General features: G+C 40.1%; 18 protein-coding genes. 8 read left to right on the forward strand and 10 right to left on the reverse strand.

Annotation, left to right across the window (positions count from 1 at the left end):
* Positions 1-103 precede the first annotated feature (103 nt).
* Together H6679_01000 and H6679_01005 are read right to left on the reverse strand one after the other, a co-directional pair.
* On the reverse strand, positions 104-1,141 hold the full coding sequence (locus H6679_01000; protein MCB9492831.1) for a rod shape-determining protein: 1,038 nt from the start codon (positions 1,139-1,141) through the stop codon (positions 104-106).
* A gap of 31 nt (positions 1,142-1,172) precedes the next feature.
* Positions 1,173-2,471: a hypothetical protein gene (locus H6679_01005; protein MCB9492832.1), complete on the reverse strand. Its 1,299-nt coding sequence runs from the start codon at positions 2,469-2,471 to the stop codon at positions 1,173-1,175.
* A 227-nt stretch (positions 2,472-2,698) separates the two neighbouring features.
* Between H6679_01005 and tpiA the strand changes: the two genes are divergently transcribed.
* From tpiA to H6679_01040, 7 genes are all read left to right on the forward strand, one after another.
* Positions 2,699-3,463 (forward strand): triose-phosphate isomerase, encoded by a 765-nt coding sequence (tpiA, locus tag H6679_01010; protein ID MCB9492833.1) that lies wholly within the window; start codon positions 2,699-2,701, stop codon positions 3,461-3,463.
* A 142-nt stretch (positions 3,464-3,605) separates the two neighbouring features.
* The gene (gene secG / locus H6679_01015) at positions 3,606-3,992 is read left to right on the forward strand and encodes a preprotein translocase subunit SecG (GenBank protein MCB9492834.1); all 387 of its coding nucleotides are present in this window, start codon (positions 3,606-3,608) and stop codon (positions 3,990-3,992) included.
* Between the two features lie 53 nt (positions 3,993-4,045).
* The gene (locus tag H6679_01020) at positions 4,046-4,825 is read left to right on the forward strand and encodes an ABC transporter permease (protein ID MCB9492835.1); all 780 of its coding nucleotides are present in this window, start codon (positions 4,046-4,048) and stop codon (positions 4,823-4,825) included.
* Complete coding sequence (locus H6679_01025) at positions 4,822-5,577, forward strand: ATP-binding cassette domain-containing protein (protein ID MCB9492836.1); 756 nt, start codon at positions 4,822-4,824, stop codon at positions 5,575-5,577. Before H6679_01020 ends, H6679_01025 begins: the two co-directional genes overlap by 4 nt.
* An 18-nt stretch (positions 5,578-5,595) precedes the next feature.
* Positions 5,596-6,858: a sigma-54-dependent Fis family transcriptional regulator gene (locus H6679_01030; GenBank protein ID MCB9492837.1), complete on the forward strand. Its 1,263-nt coding sequence runs from the start codon at positions 5,596-5,598 to the stop codon at positions 6,856-6,858.
* Positions 6,859-6,874: 16 nt separating this feature from the next.
* The gene (locus H6679_01035) at positions 6,875-7,888 is read left to right on the forward strand and encodes a MoxR family ATPase (GenBank protein ID MCB9492838.1); all 1,014 of its coding nucleotides are present in this window, start codon (positions 6,875-6,877) and stop codon (positions 7,886-7,888) included.
* An 18-nt stretch (positions 7,889-7,906) separates the two neighbouring features.
* Positions 7,907-8,773, forward strand: coding sequence for a deoxyribonuclease IV (locus tag H6679_01040; protein ID MCB9492839.1), 867 nt, complete (start codon positions 7,907-7,909; stop codon positions 8,771-8,773).
* 8 nt (positions 8,774-8,781) lie between these two features.
* On the opposite strand, the gene H6679_01045 is transcribed toward H6679_01040, so the two are convergent.
* From H6679_01045 to H6679_01055, 3 genes are read right to left on the reverse strand one after another with little or no spacing between them, the layout of a single operon-like run.
* On the reverse strand, positions 8,782-9,555 hold the full coding sequence (locus H6679_01045; GenBank protein ID MCB9492840.1) for a hypothetical protein: 774 nt from the start codon (positions 9,553-9,555) through the stop codon (positions 8,782-8,784).
* Positions 9,527-10,309 (reverse strand): ankyrin repeat domain-containing protein, encoded by a 783-nt coding sequence (locus tag H6679_01050; GenBank protein ID MCB9492841.1) that lies wholly within the window; start codon positions 10,307-10,309, stop codon positions 9,527-9,529. The genes H6679_01045 and H6679_01050 overlap by 29 nt, the downstream gene beginning before the upstream one ends.
* Complete coding sequence (locus H6679_01055; GenBank protein ID MCB9492842.1) at positions 10,248-10,841, reverse strand: ankyrin repeat domain-containing protein; 594 nt, start codon at positions 10,839-10,841, stop codon at positions 10,248-10,250. The genes H6679_01050 and H6679_01055 overlap by 62 nt, the downstream gene beginning before the upstream one ends.
* A 119-nt stretch (positions 10,842-10,960) precedes the next feature.
* Here H6679_01055 and H6679_01060 point away from each other — a divergent pair, with 119 nt between their 5' ends.
* Positions 10,961-12,241 (forward strand): hypothetical protein, encoded by a 1,281-nt coding sequence (locus H6679_01060; protein ID MCB9492843.1) that lies wholly within the window; start codon positions 10,961-10,963, stop codon positions 12,239-12,241.
* Between the two features lies 1 nt (position 12,242).
* Here H6679_01060 and H6679_01065 read toward each other — a convergent pair whose 3' ends face one another.
* From H6679_01065 to H6679_01085, 5 genes are all read right to left on the reverse strand, one after another.
* Positions 12,243-12,512: a hypothetical protein gene (locus tag H6679_01065; GenBank protein MCB9492844.1), complete on the reverse strand. Its 270-nt coding sequence runs from the start codon at positions 12,510-12,512 to the stop codon at positions 12,243-12,245.
* A gap of 74 nt (positions 12,513-12,586) precedes the next feature.
* Complete coding sequence (locus H6679_01070; protein MCB9492845.1) at positions 12,587-13,408, reverse strand: NUDIX hydrolase; 822 nt, start codon at positions 13,406-13,408, stop codon at positions 12,587-12,589.
* A 157-nt stretch (positions 13,409-13,565) separates the two neighbouring features.
* A complete protein-coding gene (locus H6679_01075; GenBank protein MCB9492846.1) occupies positions 13,566-13,964 on the reverse strand; it encodes a hypothetical protein in 399 nt (132 codons plus the stop codon).
* A gap of 68 nt (positions 13,965-14,032) precedes the next feature.
* Positions 14,033-14,437, reverse strand: a complete 405-nt coding sequence (locus H6679_01080) for a hypothetical protein (GenBank protein MCB9492847.1) — start codon at positions 14,435-14,437, stop codon at positions 14,033-14,035.
* 2 nt (positions 14,438-14,439) lie between these two features.
* Positions 14,440-15,471: an undecaprenyl/decaprenyl-phosphate alpha-N-acetylglucosaminyl 1-phosphate transferase gene (locus H6679_01085; protein MCB9492848.1), complete on the reverse strand. Its 1,032-nt coding sequence runs from the start codon at positions 15,469-15,471 to the stop codon at positions 14,440-14,442.
* Between the last annotated feature and the right edge of the window lie 9 nt (positions 15,472-15,480).

Here is a 15,480-nt window from a genome sequence, read left to right on the forward strand (position 1 = left end):
TACATAACATAAAGTGCTCTAAGGATATCAACAAAAAACGGACCTGCAAGAAATCTTAAAATTCCTGCAGGTCCGTTAATCTTTTTCGACAAATAAATACTTTTTATTTCATTAACGCATCACGAAACGTGTCAAGCTCTTCAAGCACCTTACCAGCACCCGCCACAACACCATGCAATGCATTTTCTGCAATTTTTACCGGCAAGCCGGTCTCTTTTGAGATCAACAAATCAAGGTTGCGCAGCAGTGAACTGCCACCAGCCATCATAATGCCACGATCAACAAGATCGGATGATAGCTCTGGCGGTGCATTTTCAAGCGCTGTACGAACAGCATCAATAATTATTGAAATAGGCTCAGTCAGTGACTCAAACACTTCAGCATCTGAAAGATTGATAATTTTGGGCACTCCAGTGACGAGGTCTCGACCCTTAACCTCAATGCTTTTACTTTCTTCGCCAAGAATTGCAGTACCTATTTTAATTTTAATTTCTTCAGCAGTACGCTCACCGATCAACAAGTTATATTTACGCTTAACGTACTGAACGATGGCACGATCCATTTCATCGCCACCAATGCGCACAGATTTACAGTAAACAATGTCTTTGAGAGAAATAATTGCAACCTCAGTAGTCCCACCACCAATGTCGACAATCATATTTCCTGTTGGTTCTTCTACCGGCAACCCAGCGCCAATCGCAGCTGCCATTGGCTCCATTATTGTGTACACTTCACGAGCACCTGCCTGTTTTGCAGAATCTTCAACCGCGCGCTTTTCAACTTGAGTGATCCCCGAAGGAACACCAATGATCATACGCGGACGAACAAGTGCCTTGCGATTGTTATGAACTTCTCGAATAAAATAGCGCAACATGCTTTCAGTCAACTCAAAGTGAGCAATAACACCATCTCGCATTGGCCGACAAGCAATAATACTCTCAGGCGTTTTGCCAAGCATGCTCTTTGCTTTATTACCAGCAGCAAGCACTTCGTTTGTCGTGCCTTTAACCGCTACTACAGAAGGTTGATCAAGAATAATACCTCTATTTTTAACGTAAATGACGGTATTGGCAGTTCCCAAATCGATAGCCATGTCGTTTGAAAAGAAACTGAACACCTGTCGTGCGGGCCAAAATTTCATGAGAGCTCTCCAACCGTTTTACTTAAGACTTTTAAAAATGCATTTGCACGCCAGCATTAATTTGGTGTGTCTTCATAACGCCTGAACCATTGATGGGTACGTCGTACGACAAAAACAACAATGGCTTGCCTACATATTTTTTACCACCAAGCTTAGTGTCATACGAAACTTGAAATGTCATGTAGTGTGTTGACCATTTTGATAACGCCTCTTTGGCTCGTACTAATTCAGTACCTTTTTGCAAGTAACTCTGCGGATTATGGTCGCCACGCAAGTCATGCCAGCGGTCTCGCTCATGGCGCAGATACGTATAACGCGCATGGAAATGAAGCCCATCGGTCATGTTTTCAAGCGTAAAGTATGTTGCAAACTTGTAAGACATGCCCGGTGTAACACTTACGCGACCAACAAGCGCACTAAATGGTGCTGGTTCGCAATCTACTGGGATACGCTTGCAATGTTCTTTTTCAAACAACGAAAGCAAACTACCCATAAGCCCAAACTTCCAATCTTGCTTAAGCTCAAATTCCCCAGCCAAATCAATATAAACGCCAGCATGCCCGTCATGCATAAACGGCATAGAAATTGGTACCGCTGTATCAGAACGCACACCAGTCGGCACAACAACGCCTGTCTGAAAATTAAGATTTATACTTTTCATTAAAAATTCGTGATCACCAAAATATCTGCCACGTACGTGCAAATCAAGGTCCCCAAACCCTGTCCTTATCCACTCATTACCCTCAAAGCCAAGTAATTGATGGGTTGCACGACGCAACTCATCAACAACAAGATCTTCTTGATGCTGAACACGTAGTGGCTTATTTGAATCTGCAAAAAATGATGCCGACTCTTGGCGTAAGAAAAAGTAGCGACTATTAACACTCAAATGCATAATCGGCAACCATGCTCCTACATAGATAGGCACCCACGGCAATTTTTGCTCATACGACAACTGCATACCCCAGCCACGCACACGGCTTTCAACTTTAAACCGCATACACTTGTCCTTAAATGTTTCTGAAGTAATCGAACATGCAAATGGATTTGCCGTTGGGTCAACTGCCTGCAAACTTGCAATCACCTCGTTAAGGTCATAACGTCCCCACAACTCTGGGATACCTATGGTACCACCACCTCGCTTAAATCCAGTTGAGGCATTAATAAAAAAAATGCTTGGCGCCAAATGTGAGCGGCGCTCGGTATAATCTTCTGGTCGTTCTAAAAAGAAAAAATACCTGCTTCCATTGTGCATTGAGCTAACGAAGGCAGGAATTAAACAAACAAGTAACAGCAACTTGTTTATTTTTTTTCGAATGTGTTGATTCATAATCGTCTTTTTTTGATCAAAATATGGAACAAATGCAAGTTTTGAGATTACTGTAAATTAATGTTTAGTCAAGCAGTCTCTTGCTCAATTGTCAAATAAAAAACTATGTTTTGCTGTTTTCTCAAGCAAGCCTTTTCATACTATTGCAACCACGTTGCAAATTAGCACTATCTCTGTAGACTAAGCGCAATGTTGCCTATTTTTTATATTAAACGGGAGAAATATGCATGAACAAAAAACTAACATACATTGCGAACTGGAAAATGTTCTTTACTTTTGAACAGACCACTGACTTTGTCACAACACATTACGATGAACTACTTGATCTCGCACAAACACAAAATTGTGACATCCTTCTTAGCCCGTCCTTTCCAAGTCTTTATGCAACCGCAAAAATGTTTGAAACCACACCAATTAAAATTGGTGCTCAGGACTGTGCTCATCACCTAGCGGGGGCATTTACCGGGCAAGTGTCAGCGTATGACTTAAAACTTATGGGATGCGCATACTCAATCATTGGACACAGCGAACGTCGCCGCTACAACCACGAAACCGATGATGTCATTGCAAAAAAATTTGAACTCTTAACTGATCAGGAAATCAGTCCAATCCTTTGCGTCGGCGAAAATGAACAACAGTACAAAAAAGGTGAAACGCTTGAGGTTATCAAAAATCAGACCGCACAAATATTCGAATGGATAAAAACCAAAGCACCTGCCTTAAACACCATACCCATTTACATAGCATATGAGCCCGTTTGGGCCATCGGTACTGGGAACGTCCCCACGTCTCAGCAGGCAGAGATTGTTTTTGAGTGGCTATTTGAAACAACCCAGGCACTCGCAGAACACATTGATTGGAGACTTTTATACGGGGGATCTGTCAATGAACAAACGGTTGGATCATTTAAGCAAACACCCCATCTGGATGGCTTTTTGATAGGAAAAGCAAGCACCGATTTTCAAGAGCTAAAAAACATAGTAAGCTTGTAAATCTTCTGGGTTCGAGCGGCAAACCCTACGACTTAATGGCCAAATCTTTACAAAATCGGCCGATTATGCAAATGTATTATGAATAGTGAAATATAAAAAATTTCTATAAAAAAATAATTATAAAAATACGAAGTGAGGCATAATGTACGCACTGTTAATGGTTTTTTTCATTATCTTAGCATTTTTACTTGCAGGCATCATTCTTATTCAACAGGGCAAGGGTGACATGGGCCTTGGAAGCTTAAGTGGTAGCCAAATGCTGTTTGGCGCGTCAGGAGAGCAAAACTTTTTTGAAAAAGCAACGTGGCTCATGGCTGCCATTTTTATTTTTGGCTCGCTTGGTCTTGCAATACTCAAGTCGAAAGAAGAAAAATCAACACGCCTTAAAGGTTACACCGTCACAAAACAAAAACCAGCGCAAACAAATGCTGTAGAAAAAACTTCAGAGCCTGCACAAGCTGAAGCAGCTACAGAAAGCTCAACTCCAGAAGAGCCTACCGACACTCCATCTTCCAACCAAACACCGTAAGCCTTTTTTAGAAAGCGGTTATCAGCATAACCTTTAGCTGGGAAGGGAACAGTGTGTCTGCAAAGTTTGTTAGTTCTCTGGGGGCCATGACACTTCAAGCGTGTAGGGACTTGGGTAATCTCGGCCTCTTTATTTACGAGGCAATTTATACACTATTTACCACAAGGCTTCGATTTAAAAAGGTTCTATACCAGATGAATTACATCGGCATCAACTCGCTGACCATTGTATTCCTGGTTGGCGTCTCTGTCGGTGCTGTACTTGCCTTACAAAGCTATATCGGCCTTGAGCGCTTTGGATCAACACAATTCATTGGCCCTATTGTGTACCTTTCAATGACACGAGAATTTGGGCCAGTTTTTGCTGCGCTCATGGTTATCGGTCGAGCCGGATCTGCCATAACGTCAGAAATTGGGACCATGCGCATTACAGAACAAATTGACGCACTCCAAACTCTATGCATTGACCCGTATCAATATCTTATTGTTCCACGCATTGTCGCTGGAACATTTATCCTGCCTTTTCTCTCAATTTTTTGTACGTTATTTGGAATTTTAGCGGGCTACATTACCGCTGTATACGTTCTTAATGTTAATGCAGAAACTTATATGGAGGCGATTCGTGCAAACGTAGAACTTTCAGACATAGTTAATGGACTTGTCAAGGCTGTTGTCTTTGGCTTCTTGCTCTCGTGTGTTGCAACGTATAAGGGTTTTTACACGAGCGGTGGAGCTAAAGGTGTTGGTCTTGCAACAACACAAAGTGTTGTGTACGCAAATGTAACCATTGTTATTGCTGACTACATCCTTACCTCATTGATGTTTACACGATGATTACGCTAAAAAAAATTAAAAAGTCATTTGGCTCAAACGTTATCACTAACGGGCTCGATCTGACTATCGACGAAGGCGAGTTTCTTGCTATTATCGGCCGATCTGGTGAAGGCAAATCAGTCTTACTCAAACAGATCATTGGCCTTCTGCGCCCAGACTCAGGAGAGATAATCGTCGATAATGAGACCATCACAAATTTCTCCGATCGTGAACTACGCAGGATATTCAAAAAGTGTGGCTATGTTTTCCAGTTTGCCGCACTCCTTGATTCGCTCACTGTTTTTGAAAACGTTGGCATCACACTCATAGAGGAAGGTGAGGATAAAGAAAAAATTCTCCCTTTGGTAAAAGAAAAACTACAAAGTGTCGGCCTAAACCCAGAGTCTGTTTTAGAAAAATATCCCAATGAGCTTTCTGGCGGTATGAAAAAACGAGTCGGATTGGCACGTACACTAATGTTAAGTCCAAAGATTTTAATTTATGATGAGCCAACAACCGGCCTGGATCCAATCACTGTCAGGCTCATTCACGAACTCATTAATCAGACACATCAAGAACAAAAAGCTACAACAATCGTTATCTCTCACGATATCGAAATTTTTAAATATGCAACATCTGTTGCAATGCTCCATGAAGGAAAAATTGTTTACAAAGGCCCAACAAAAGACATTTGGGAATGTGACAACCCGTACATTTATCAATTTATCCGTGGCCTACCAGAAGGCCCTATAGAACAAATTGGTTTCGTTTAAACGACGTGGTGGGGACTTATGAATATTCGACCAGAAAATAAAAAACCCAAAGTGTTAATAATAGATGATGAGCAAGCAATTTTACAAACCTTACAAGCTTCGCTCAAGGACGAACAATTTAATGTTCAGACACTTGATAACAGCACTCAAGCACTTGATGTCATAACAAAATATAGACCAGATGCCATCTTACTTGACATCTTTATGCCACACTGTGATGGTTCACAGCTTTTGAGCAGCATCAAAGAAAAACATCCTGATCAAGAAGTTATTGTGATATCTGGCTTTGGCACAATTCCTTTGGCTATCGATATGATCAAAAAAGGCGCTCGTGATTTTATAGAAAAACCGCTTAACTTTGATGAAATTCTTGAAAAACTCCAGTTCCTGAAACAAGAATGGTCCGCTGGTGATACATCTCGCTTCTTACCTTTCGGCATAGCCGGTAGCAGTGCACTTTTTTGTGAGTTTCTGGACCAGCTTGCGCAGCTTGCAAAAACAAATTTTCCTGTTCTGCTCTATGGGCCCAGGGGCTCAGGCAAAAGCTTGTACGCACACTACATCCATAGAGTCAGCAAACAAAAACAGCATCCCGCAACCCTCATTGATTGCGCGCAAGTACATACCATAAAAAGTACAAGTTTTCAGCAGCCCGGCACAGTCATCTTAAAAAACATTCACCTACTCTCCCCAAGTCGCCAGCAACGGATTCTTGAAGAACTTAACAATCCAAAACTTGAAGCCCGCATTATTGCAACCGCAACACCCGATCTCTTTTCAAATATGACCAAGGGACTTTTTGATGCAACATTATTCTACAAATTAAATGTTGTCCCCCAAGAGCTTCCTACTCTTGCCAAACGGAAAGAAGATATTAAAACACTCATCAATTATTTTTTGGATCAAGCAAATCAGATATGCAAAAAAAATGTTGCTTTGAGCAACGGATGCAAAGAGCTGTTAAGTAACTACAAATGGCCCGGTGACGTCACTCAGCTCAAAAATGTTATCACGTATACCGTGGCTCAAGCTCCATATAAAAATCACGTCATCAACCCAGAAGACATCGTTCACTACTTCACCAATAATAAAAGCGAAGAACAATTCTTTGATGGTTTTGGTTCCTTGGAAGAAGCTCAACAAGCATTTGAAAAGAAATTTATTTTTTACCTGCTTAAAAAAAATGGTTACAATATTTTTCAGCTTTCACAGGCGCTTAAGGTTAATACCGCTCAACTGCGTGACAAATTAAAAAAGCTTAACGTGCTTGCAAATATCTAAGCTAGACAATGAACTAATGACAAGGAGTTTTAGGATGGAACAACTACAACAACCAACCTCTCAATTAATCATTGATCAAATTAAAGAGAAAAGCCTTTCCTGGGGCAACTTAAAGGAAGAAGTTAGTAAAACAATCGTTGGACAAGACTATATTGTTGAACGCATCTTTCTCGGCCTTCTGTGTAACAACCATATCCTTCTTGAAGGGGTACCAGGCCTTGCCAAAACAACTTTAATCAAAGCACTGGCCCAAGCGCTTGGCGTAAGTTTTAGTCGTATACAATTTACACCCGATCTTTTGCCGGCAGATTTGATAGGAACCATGGTCTACAACCCTAAAACGCAAGATTTTAACACAAAAAAAGGTCCTATTTTTGCCAACCTAATTTTAGCCGACGAAATTAATCGTGCGCCAGCCAAAGTTCAGTCTGCACTGCTTGAAGCTATGCAAGAACATCAGGTAACTATTGGTGATCAAACATTTAAGCTTGATGAGCCATTTTTGGTTCTTGCAACACAAAATCCTATTGATCAAGAGGGAACATACCGACTACCTGAAGCACAGGTTGACCGTTTTATTTTCAAGCTTCTTATAACTTACCCAACACAAGAACAAGAAAAACAAATTGTGCAAAAGAGCTTTACATCACAAGAGTCACGCACAATCCTAAGCAAAGAAGAAATTTGTCATGCTCAAAAGCTGGTGGCTGAAGTATATGTTGATGAGCGTGTTTTAGACTACATTGTACAAATTGTTTTTGCCACACGCGCTCCTCAAGATCACAATCTTGACGAACTCAAACACTTGATCGAATATGGTGGATCACCTCGCGCAACGCTCTCACTCACGCACGCAGCAAAAGCTCACGCTTTTTTAAAGAAACGCCATTTTGTCATTCCTGACGATGTGAAGGCCGTTGCTGCAGACGTTTTACGCCATCGGATTTTGCTCACCTATGAGGCTGAGGCCGAAAACATTTCAACCGACACGATTGTTCAAAAAATACTTCGTACTGTGCCCGCACCATAACATCTAAGGACCTTATCCATGAGCACAAAAAAATCAGCACAAGCTCTTATTGGTTCACACATATCGGCAGCCGGCGGCCTACATAAAGCAGTCGAGCGTGGCGAGTCAATCGACTGCACTGCTATGCAAATTTTTACAAAAAGCAATCGTACCTGGTTTGAAAAAAAAATAAGCCAAGAAGAGGCTGACCTCTTTAAGCAGGCTCTAAAAAATTCACAAATACAAATGGTATGTGCACACAGCGCGTACCTGATTAATCTGGCATCAAGCACTGATGCCACGGTCGACAAATCGCGCAAATCACTACTTGAGGAGGTTCGTCGTTGCGAGATGCTGGACATTCCTTTTTTGGTGTTACACCCGGGCTCTCATACCGGAGCGGGTCTTGAGGCAGGCATTGAAAAAATTGCGAAAAATCTTGACTACGTTTTTGAACACACGCAAGGAAAAACAAAAATTTTACTCGAAACTATGGCAGGACAAGGAACGCAAGTTGGCTACGATTTTGAACATCTCAAAAACATTCGCTCAGCATCAAACCACTCGCGCCAACTTGGTGTGTGTCTTGACACCTGTCACATTTTTGCTGCCGGCTATGACATCACCTCCAAAGATGCATATGACCAAGTCATGAACGATTTTGACAAAATTGTCGGTTTGTCAAATTTAAAAATCATTCATCTTAATGACTCAAAAACAAAGCTCGCATCTCACGTAGATCGTCACATAGATCTTGGCAAGGGAAATATTCCACTCGATGCATTTTCATGGATTGTGAACGATTCTCGATTGCAAAAAATTCCCAAGATTTTAGAGACCCCATCAGACCCTGACATGAAACTATGGGAAGAGGAAATAAAACTTCTTCGAGATATGATTAAGTAAAAAATATTTTATTGTGAAGAGCTAAGAAAGCTAGCAAGACGATCTAAGAAATTTATACGCACCGTAACCGTTGCTCCTGGCTCGCTGTTTGTTCGCCATGAATCGTTACTCATTCTCTTGCTTGCTCCACCTGACTGAATACGCTTTAACTCCTCCTCTTTTTGCAAACGTATTTTCTCCGCAGTCTCAAGTTGTTTAATTTCTTCTTCTGAAACCCCAAAAGATTCCAAAAGTTCTTTTCGCTCTAACCAAGCCCACATTAAAATGTTTACATCTTTTAAAAAAAACAAAGCCTGATCTTTACTTGCCCCATGATCAAGCAACAATTTTATTTTTTGCAACATCAAGAGTTGGGTTTGACGAGCATGCGACATGTAAAAGAAATTTATTGCATCCAAGATGGGCGTAATTAATTGCTCCTCTTGTCCTTCTTCATTGATAATAATCCCATCGACACGTGCTCCATTTTCTAATAATATATTACAAATTTCTAGCGAATTAGGATGAACCAACTGTATAGCGTAACGCAGAGGCGTATTGTTAATACTGGGATAATATTTATTCAGATTTATACCGCAATCTTGGGCAATCAGAGCTTTTGTCTTGACTGCGTCACCATTTTTGAGTGCCTGAACAAAATCAAGCTCGCTGACACAAAGACTTTCATATGAGCTAGAATGATACCCTCTATCAGCACACATTACTGTCACTGGTAAAAGATAAAGAACAAGCAAAACCCATCTAGTTTTTTTGTCAACCGTCTCGAAGAATAAGCGCATCATGTTTCATTGCTTCTTTTAAAATTTTTATAATCTCAGATTTTTTTGCACAGTGCACCGGCTGTTTACCAAAACCATCTTCAATAAGCGTATCGGCACCAGCCTCAATTAATAATCTCACCATTGCCTCATCATCATTTTCCGCTGCATAATGCAGCGGGGTTTTACCAACTGCATCAACAATATTAACATCTACAGAATCAAATTCATTATCCGTTGTGCGAACTATAAATCTTGCAATGGTCGTATTTCCGTTTAAAACCGCATAATGCAAAGGTGTTTCCCCCCAAACATCTTGAGCGTTGCGATCGGCATGATGCAACAACAACAATCCAACAAGCGCAACATGTTCGCATTTGGTTGCTATATGAAGCGCAGTACACTGGGCCAAACCAGTAGCATCAACATCTACACCAGCACGCAACATTGCCTCTGCCACATGAAATGAACCTTTTTCAACCGCAATAAAAAACGGTGATAAACCTTCTTTGTTTTTCAAATCTGGGTCGGCACCACAGGCAAGCAAGTACTTAACTTTATTTAAGTTGTCCTCTTCGGCAGCATAGTGTAAAGCACTGCACCCGCTTTGATCTTGAGCGTTCACCTCTTCGTAGCTTAAGCCCGTTTTACTGTCATCGCTAGCAATAAAAAGTTGCTCACAATTTTTATTTTTTTCTTGGGTCAAAATTGATCCATCAGTTGCCAGCAATGCCGATGTTGCCATACTCAAAAAAAGCAATGTCATCATTTTTTTCATGATAATCTCCTTTCCGCAAACCAAAAATCACGTTCAATCCTTTTTTACTATCAACTATGGCTCCATGCTGAATGAGTAAAGCTTCTGCTCGCTCTGAAGCTAACTCGTGAGGTTTCAGGTGAAACACTGTCTCAATATTTGGGTTTGCCCTTCCCTCCTCCAATAACGCCACTATTATTTCAACTTTATCGCCTAGACATGCATGATGAAGAGCTGTCCAACCAGCATGATCTTGCGCATTCACATCAACTAGCTTTGCTCTCAAAACGCTTCTTACAGACTCTGCATTTCCATGCATCACAGCAGCATGCAGTATTGTTTGCTTTTTACGGATCATTTCCACTATTGTAGACAACTTCTCTTGCTCACTCAGCATGCTCAAAAACTGATCCCAAAAGTCAAGCCTTAAACTCTGAGCATCTTGTTTATCATCAACAACAGCAATAGCTTTCCCCTTTCCGCTCCCTCCGGGAAAACATAAATTAATAAAGAGCAAGCAAAGAACCAAAGAAATGTTTATAATTTTTTTCATAAGTACAACCTATAACACAAGGAGTCTTTTAAAAGCTGCAAAGTCTGCAAACCTTAACATATCACTTGTTTTTTGTCACATGGGTGAGTTAAAAAACAAATAATTAAAAGGAGAAAATCATGAAAAAAATAATTCTAACAATGCTAGTACTTTTAGTTTCTCTGATAAACCTACCAGCACTTTATTCAGACGGTGACCACGTTCACACATGGACATTACTTGTTTACGCTGATGCAAGCGACAATTTACAAGATGCCATCATCAAAAATATCAGAGACCTTGCTGCAAGTTGGTCACACCCTTGCGTAGAAATACGCATACAGGTAAGCTTGCAGGCTGGTTATGCCTGGCGCTATATTGTGGTAAATAATCAGCTTCGCGAACAAGAGTTTGTACAGCTGGACTCAAACCAAGCAGAAAATCTCATCAACTTTACCAACTGGGGATTCAAAAACAGCATAGCTGCTCATCACGGCCTCATTTTAAGCGGCCATGGCTACGGTATTTTAGACCCCTCTTACCACGAACTAGAAAATGATTGGTTCGCAGAGTCAGACCAAGATTTGCCATGTGGAATCTGCAAAGATACCCTTGATCAGGCAGCAGCACAACACTACAGAGCAACCTTGCTCAACCGTGTAACACAAAACTACTTAAACAATAAAGAAATGGTCAGCACACTACACAATATCAAATCCATGCTGAACAAAAAATTGGACCTGTTTTGTCTTGATATGTGTCTTGGCGCATCACTTGAACATGCCTATCAGGTTGCACCCTACGTCGATATCTTAATTGGCTGTCAAAACTGCGAATTAAAGGATGGCTTTGATTTTTTTGAACTTGGAAGGTCAATATGCTCTTCGGGCAACACTCCTGCAAACCTTGCTCGCAAAATATGCCAGGCATATCACGTGTATTATGAACAACATGCAGAACGAGGGATTTACACGCTCGCGGCAATTGACTGCAGTTATGCATCAAGCATCAAAGATTCTTTAGATGTAATTGCGCATGCACTTGTTGCCTGCATCCAGCAAGACTCTAAACTCAAAACAACCATAAGAGATGTTCGGCTTAACTGCATTAATTTTTGTTTCGTACCAATGTACACCGACCTTTTTATGGTATGTTCAGAATATGAAAAAATATTGCCCATACTAGAAAAGCATTCTGTAGACAAGAATACGCTCCAAACACTTAAAGACGAACTCGATAATTGTAAACACAAAATTCACAATGCAGTCATCGCCAATGTAAAGGGGCATTCAATGGGCGATGCACATGGCATGTCAATTTATTTTCCTTTCAACCATATTGATTCATCATACAAAATAACAGAGTTCGGATCTGGAAAACCTCAAGCCTGGGTAGGCCTACTTGAAACAGTAGTACGATAAATCACTCTTCTATTATCTCAACACCCTGCAAGCAACCAGAGTCTGAAGACTCTTGATTTTTGAGCATATTTAGAGCAGCTAAGAGTATGAAAAAATTGGTCAGAGCGGAAGCCTTGCTCTTTTGGTCACCAGAGCTGTGCACTACTTTATTTTCCTCTCTGTATTTTTTGTACAAATCAAGATACTCTTGAATATCAGAACCACAAGGATGTGCAAAGGGTACAGAAAAAATAGACAAAATAACAACAAACAAAATCGACCTACTCTTCATGAATAATCTCCTTTAAAAAAACTAGAGGGCTGATGCCCTCTAGTTTTTTTGCTCAATCTACTTTGCTAGCAGTACTATTTAATTGTTTCAAGCATTGCTTCTTTTTTTTGCTCTAGAGCATCAAAGGCTGCAAGTGCCATTTCACGATGATCTTTTGCAAACCAATCACTTTCTAACGTAGCCTCAACAAAAATACGATCTACAATTAAGACTTCTCTTGCTTCATCACTCAACTGCGGTAAATCTTTTGTCAAACCAACAAACGCTATTGATGCTACGTGCTGTCGCTTATCTCGATCTATAGCATCATACACACCAACAAGATGCATGCTTTCTTCTATAACATCAACACCAGTTTCTTCCCTTGCCTCACGCACGCCAGTTTGCTTAAACGTTTCCCCATACTTTGTAAAACCTCCGGCTGGACCATATGTTCCATCAGGACGCTTGATGATTATCAAACCACTGATCTCTCCTTTTTCTTGATCGAAATAAAATACGAGCGGATCAACGGCTGTGTACGGACCTTCCTGTACATTTAAAAACCAGCCAAAAGGCTCAGTCAAAACTTTTGCAGTTTTAATTAATGGAAGATGAACTTGTCCAAATTTTGTCGCATCATCAATATCCCCAAGCTCTTTTAGCTCAGCCGCTATCTTTTCTTGATCAAGTGAAGCCGCAAATTTTTGTGCTTTCTTGTGAAATTTATGGGCCAGAGCAGAAAGCTTTTCAAATGCCTGCATGGTATAGCTCTCGCTCATATTTTTTTCAATACAGGTTTGATTGCATGCTTGACATTGCTCGTTTAGCTCAGCCCGCAAGTGTGTAAGCAAAATGGCCGCACAACAAACAAGACAGGTAAGCATCTTTGCGATTTTTTTTGAAGACTGCATCATATAGTAAACTCCTTTAATGTATTACGGTTTAGTATGTACACTTCAGGAGAGTATACGGTAGAAATTTAATGATGCAAACGCCCGCAAATTAGTTATCTTAGAAATCTGGACAGACACCTAGAGGTTGAAAAAATTCCTTAAATCTAGGATGACCATCTTAAAGTCGCGACCTCATCAATAAGGAGTTCAACATATTTTCCATGGCCAAATGAAAATTCATCTCAACGGTCTTGGAAATATCACGCCTCATTTGTTCTAAATTATCACTATGAGTGATGATGTTAAATGACCTTGCTCTCTTCTCGATTACGTCAACGTAGTTGTGCAGTAACTTCTGGTATATCTTTGCAAATCTTTTGAACTCTTCCTTGCGCTCCCATATTGCAACGTATACCTGACGGATCTCTCTTACTTCCTTGAGTCTTTCTTGCACAAAGGCCAACAAAAAGTATTGCTCTACAGGTGTTTTAACATAGTCTACACAAAAGGCTGAAGCTTTGTCTTGGTAGAAATCGTATATTCCCTGAGCTTTATCCTGCGCATATAACTGATCCACAATAGAGCAATTTATTATCATAGACATTGAAAATAGTATTATCTTATTTATACTCACTCGCTTTTCCTTCAACCTATATTCATCAAAAGCTCTTTAAACAAACAAAAAAGACTTTCATTACTGCCATCTTTAATAGAACTTTGCATGCGAGTCCTGACATCAAAACTCGCCATCATTATCTCAGCATATAGCATTACAACATTAGCCATCCAAAAAGTATGCTGTTCCTCAGTCAAGCCGCTCTTTGGAATATCTTCTTTGGAAGGGTTTGTAAGCGCAAACCTTAAATACCTTTTACATTCATCTTTCTTCTCTTGCTCCTGCATATGCCCTTGAATAAATTTCTTTATTCTTTCTTGATTATTAGGTGTACTAAGAAGATCTTCCATCGCTTGTTCTTCAGGAGTACCTATAAAGGCAAACGTTTGGCCTAAAAGCAAAACGGTACAAACTAAAATTAGGATTTTTTTCATCTTTATTCTCTTAATTTTTGCATTCGAACTTTTAAACTTTTTTGCTCATAAAAAACAGTATACACCCACATAGAAAGCATAATGCACATACTACATGCAAGAAAATAGAAATCAATAAACTTGTACATGTGCATCAACGCCAAGGTAGAAAAAACTGTCGACATAAAAAAAGTAAAGGCCAGTATTTTCCATTTATTCCATCTCTTTTTTTGCAAAAAAATTGAAAAATGATGCGGACTTCCATAATAAAATGGAATACTAAGCCAACTGCGAATTAAAACAAGAAAACCAAGCTCAAGTAGAGGAATTGCTAAAATAATGACAGGGGTATAGTAAATATCAATCGACTGCCGGCTCCATTCAATCATCAGCGGAATAGCAGCAAAAAATCCTCCCAAAAAAAGCGATCCCGCATCTCCCAAATAAATTCTGGCGGGAGGCTTGTTGTACCAAAAAAAGCCACACAATCCTCCAAGCATAGCCACAAGCAATAAACTAACCAAGTACTGCTCCAATAACAACGCCACAACTAAAAACGAGCTTGCTACAGTGATCGATACAATGGCGGATAGCCCATCCATGACATCAATCAAATTGAATGCATTAATAACTGACAACATCCAAAACCCTGACAGGAAGGTACGCACATACGAAACAAAGAAATTTGTTTTAAGCGAGCAACCGCCCTTTAAAAAACAAAGAACAGCAAGACACTGAGCAAAAAACTTTTGTCCAGGGGTCATAACTTTTAAGTCATCAACAAAGCCAACAAAAAGCAGAAACGTACTGCCAAGAAGTAACCACAATGCCGTGTTTTGAAAAGGATACGCTATTGCAAGTGTAGCGATAAAAGAAATATAAATCGCAAATCCACCAAGGTATGGGACAGGATTTGCATGTTTTTTCAGCTCACCATTGGGCGCATCTAAAATATTAAACTTAAATGCGGCTTTAATAAGCATCGGGATAATTTTATAACTTAACAACAAAGAAAAGATGAAACAAAAAATATGTCTAAAAAAGACTGCCTGCATACTCTCTCC

It is taken from the genome of Campylobacterota bacterium (assembly GCA_020633995.1).
Classification (GTDB): domain Bacteria; phylum Babelota; class Babeliae; order Babelales; family RVW-14; genus JACKCO01.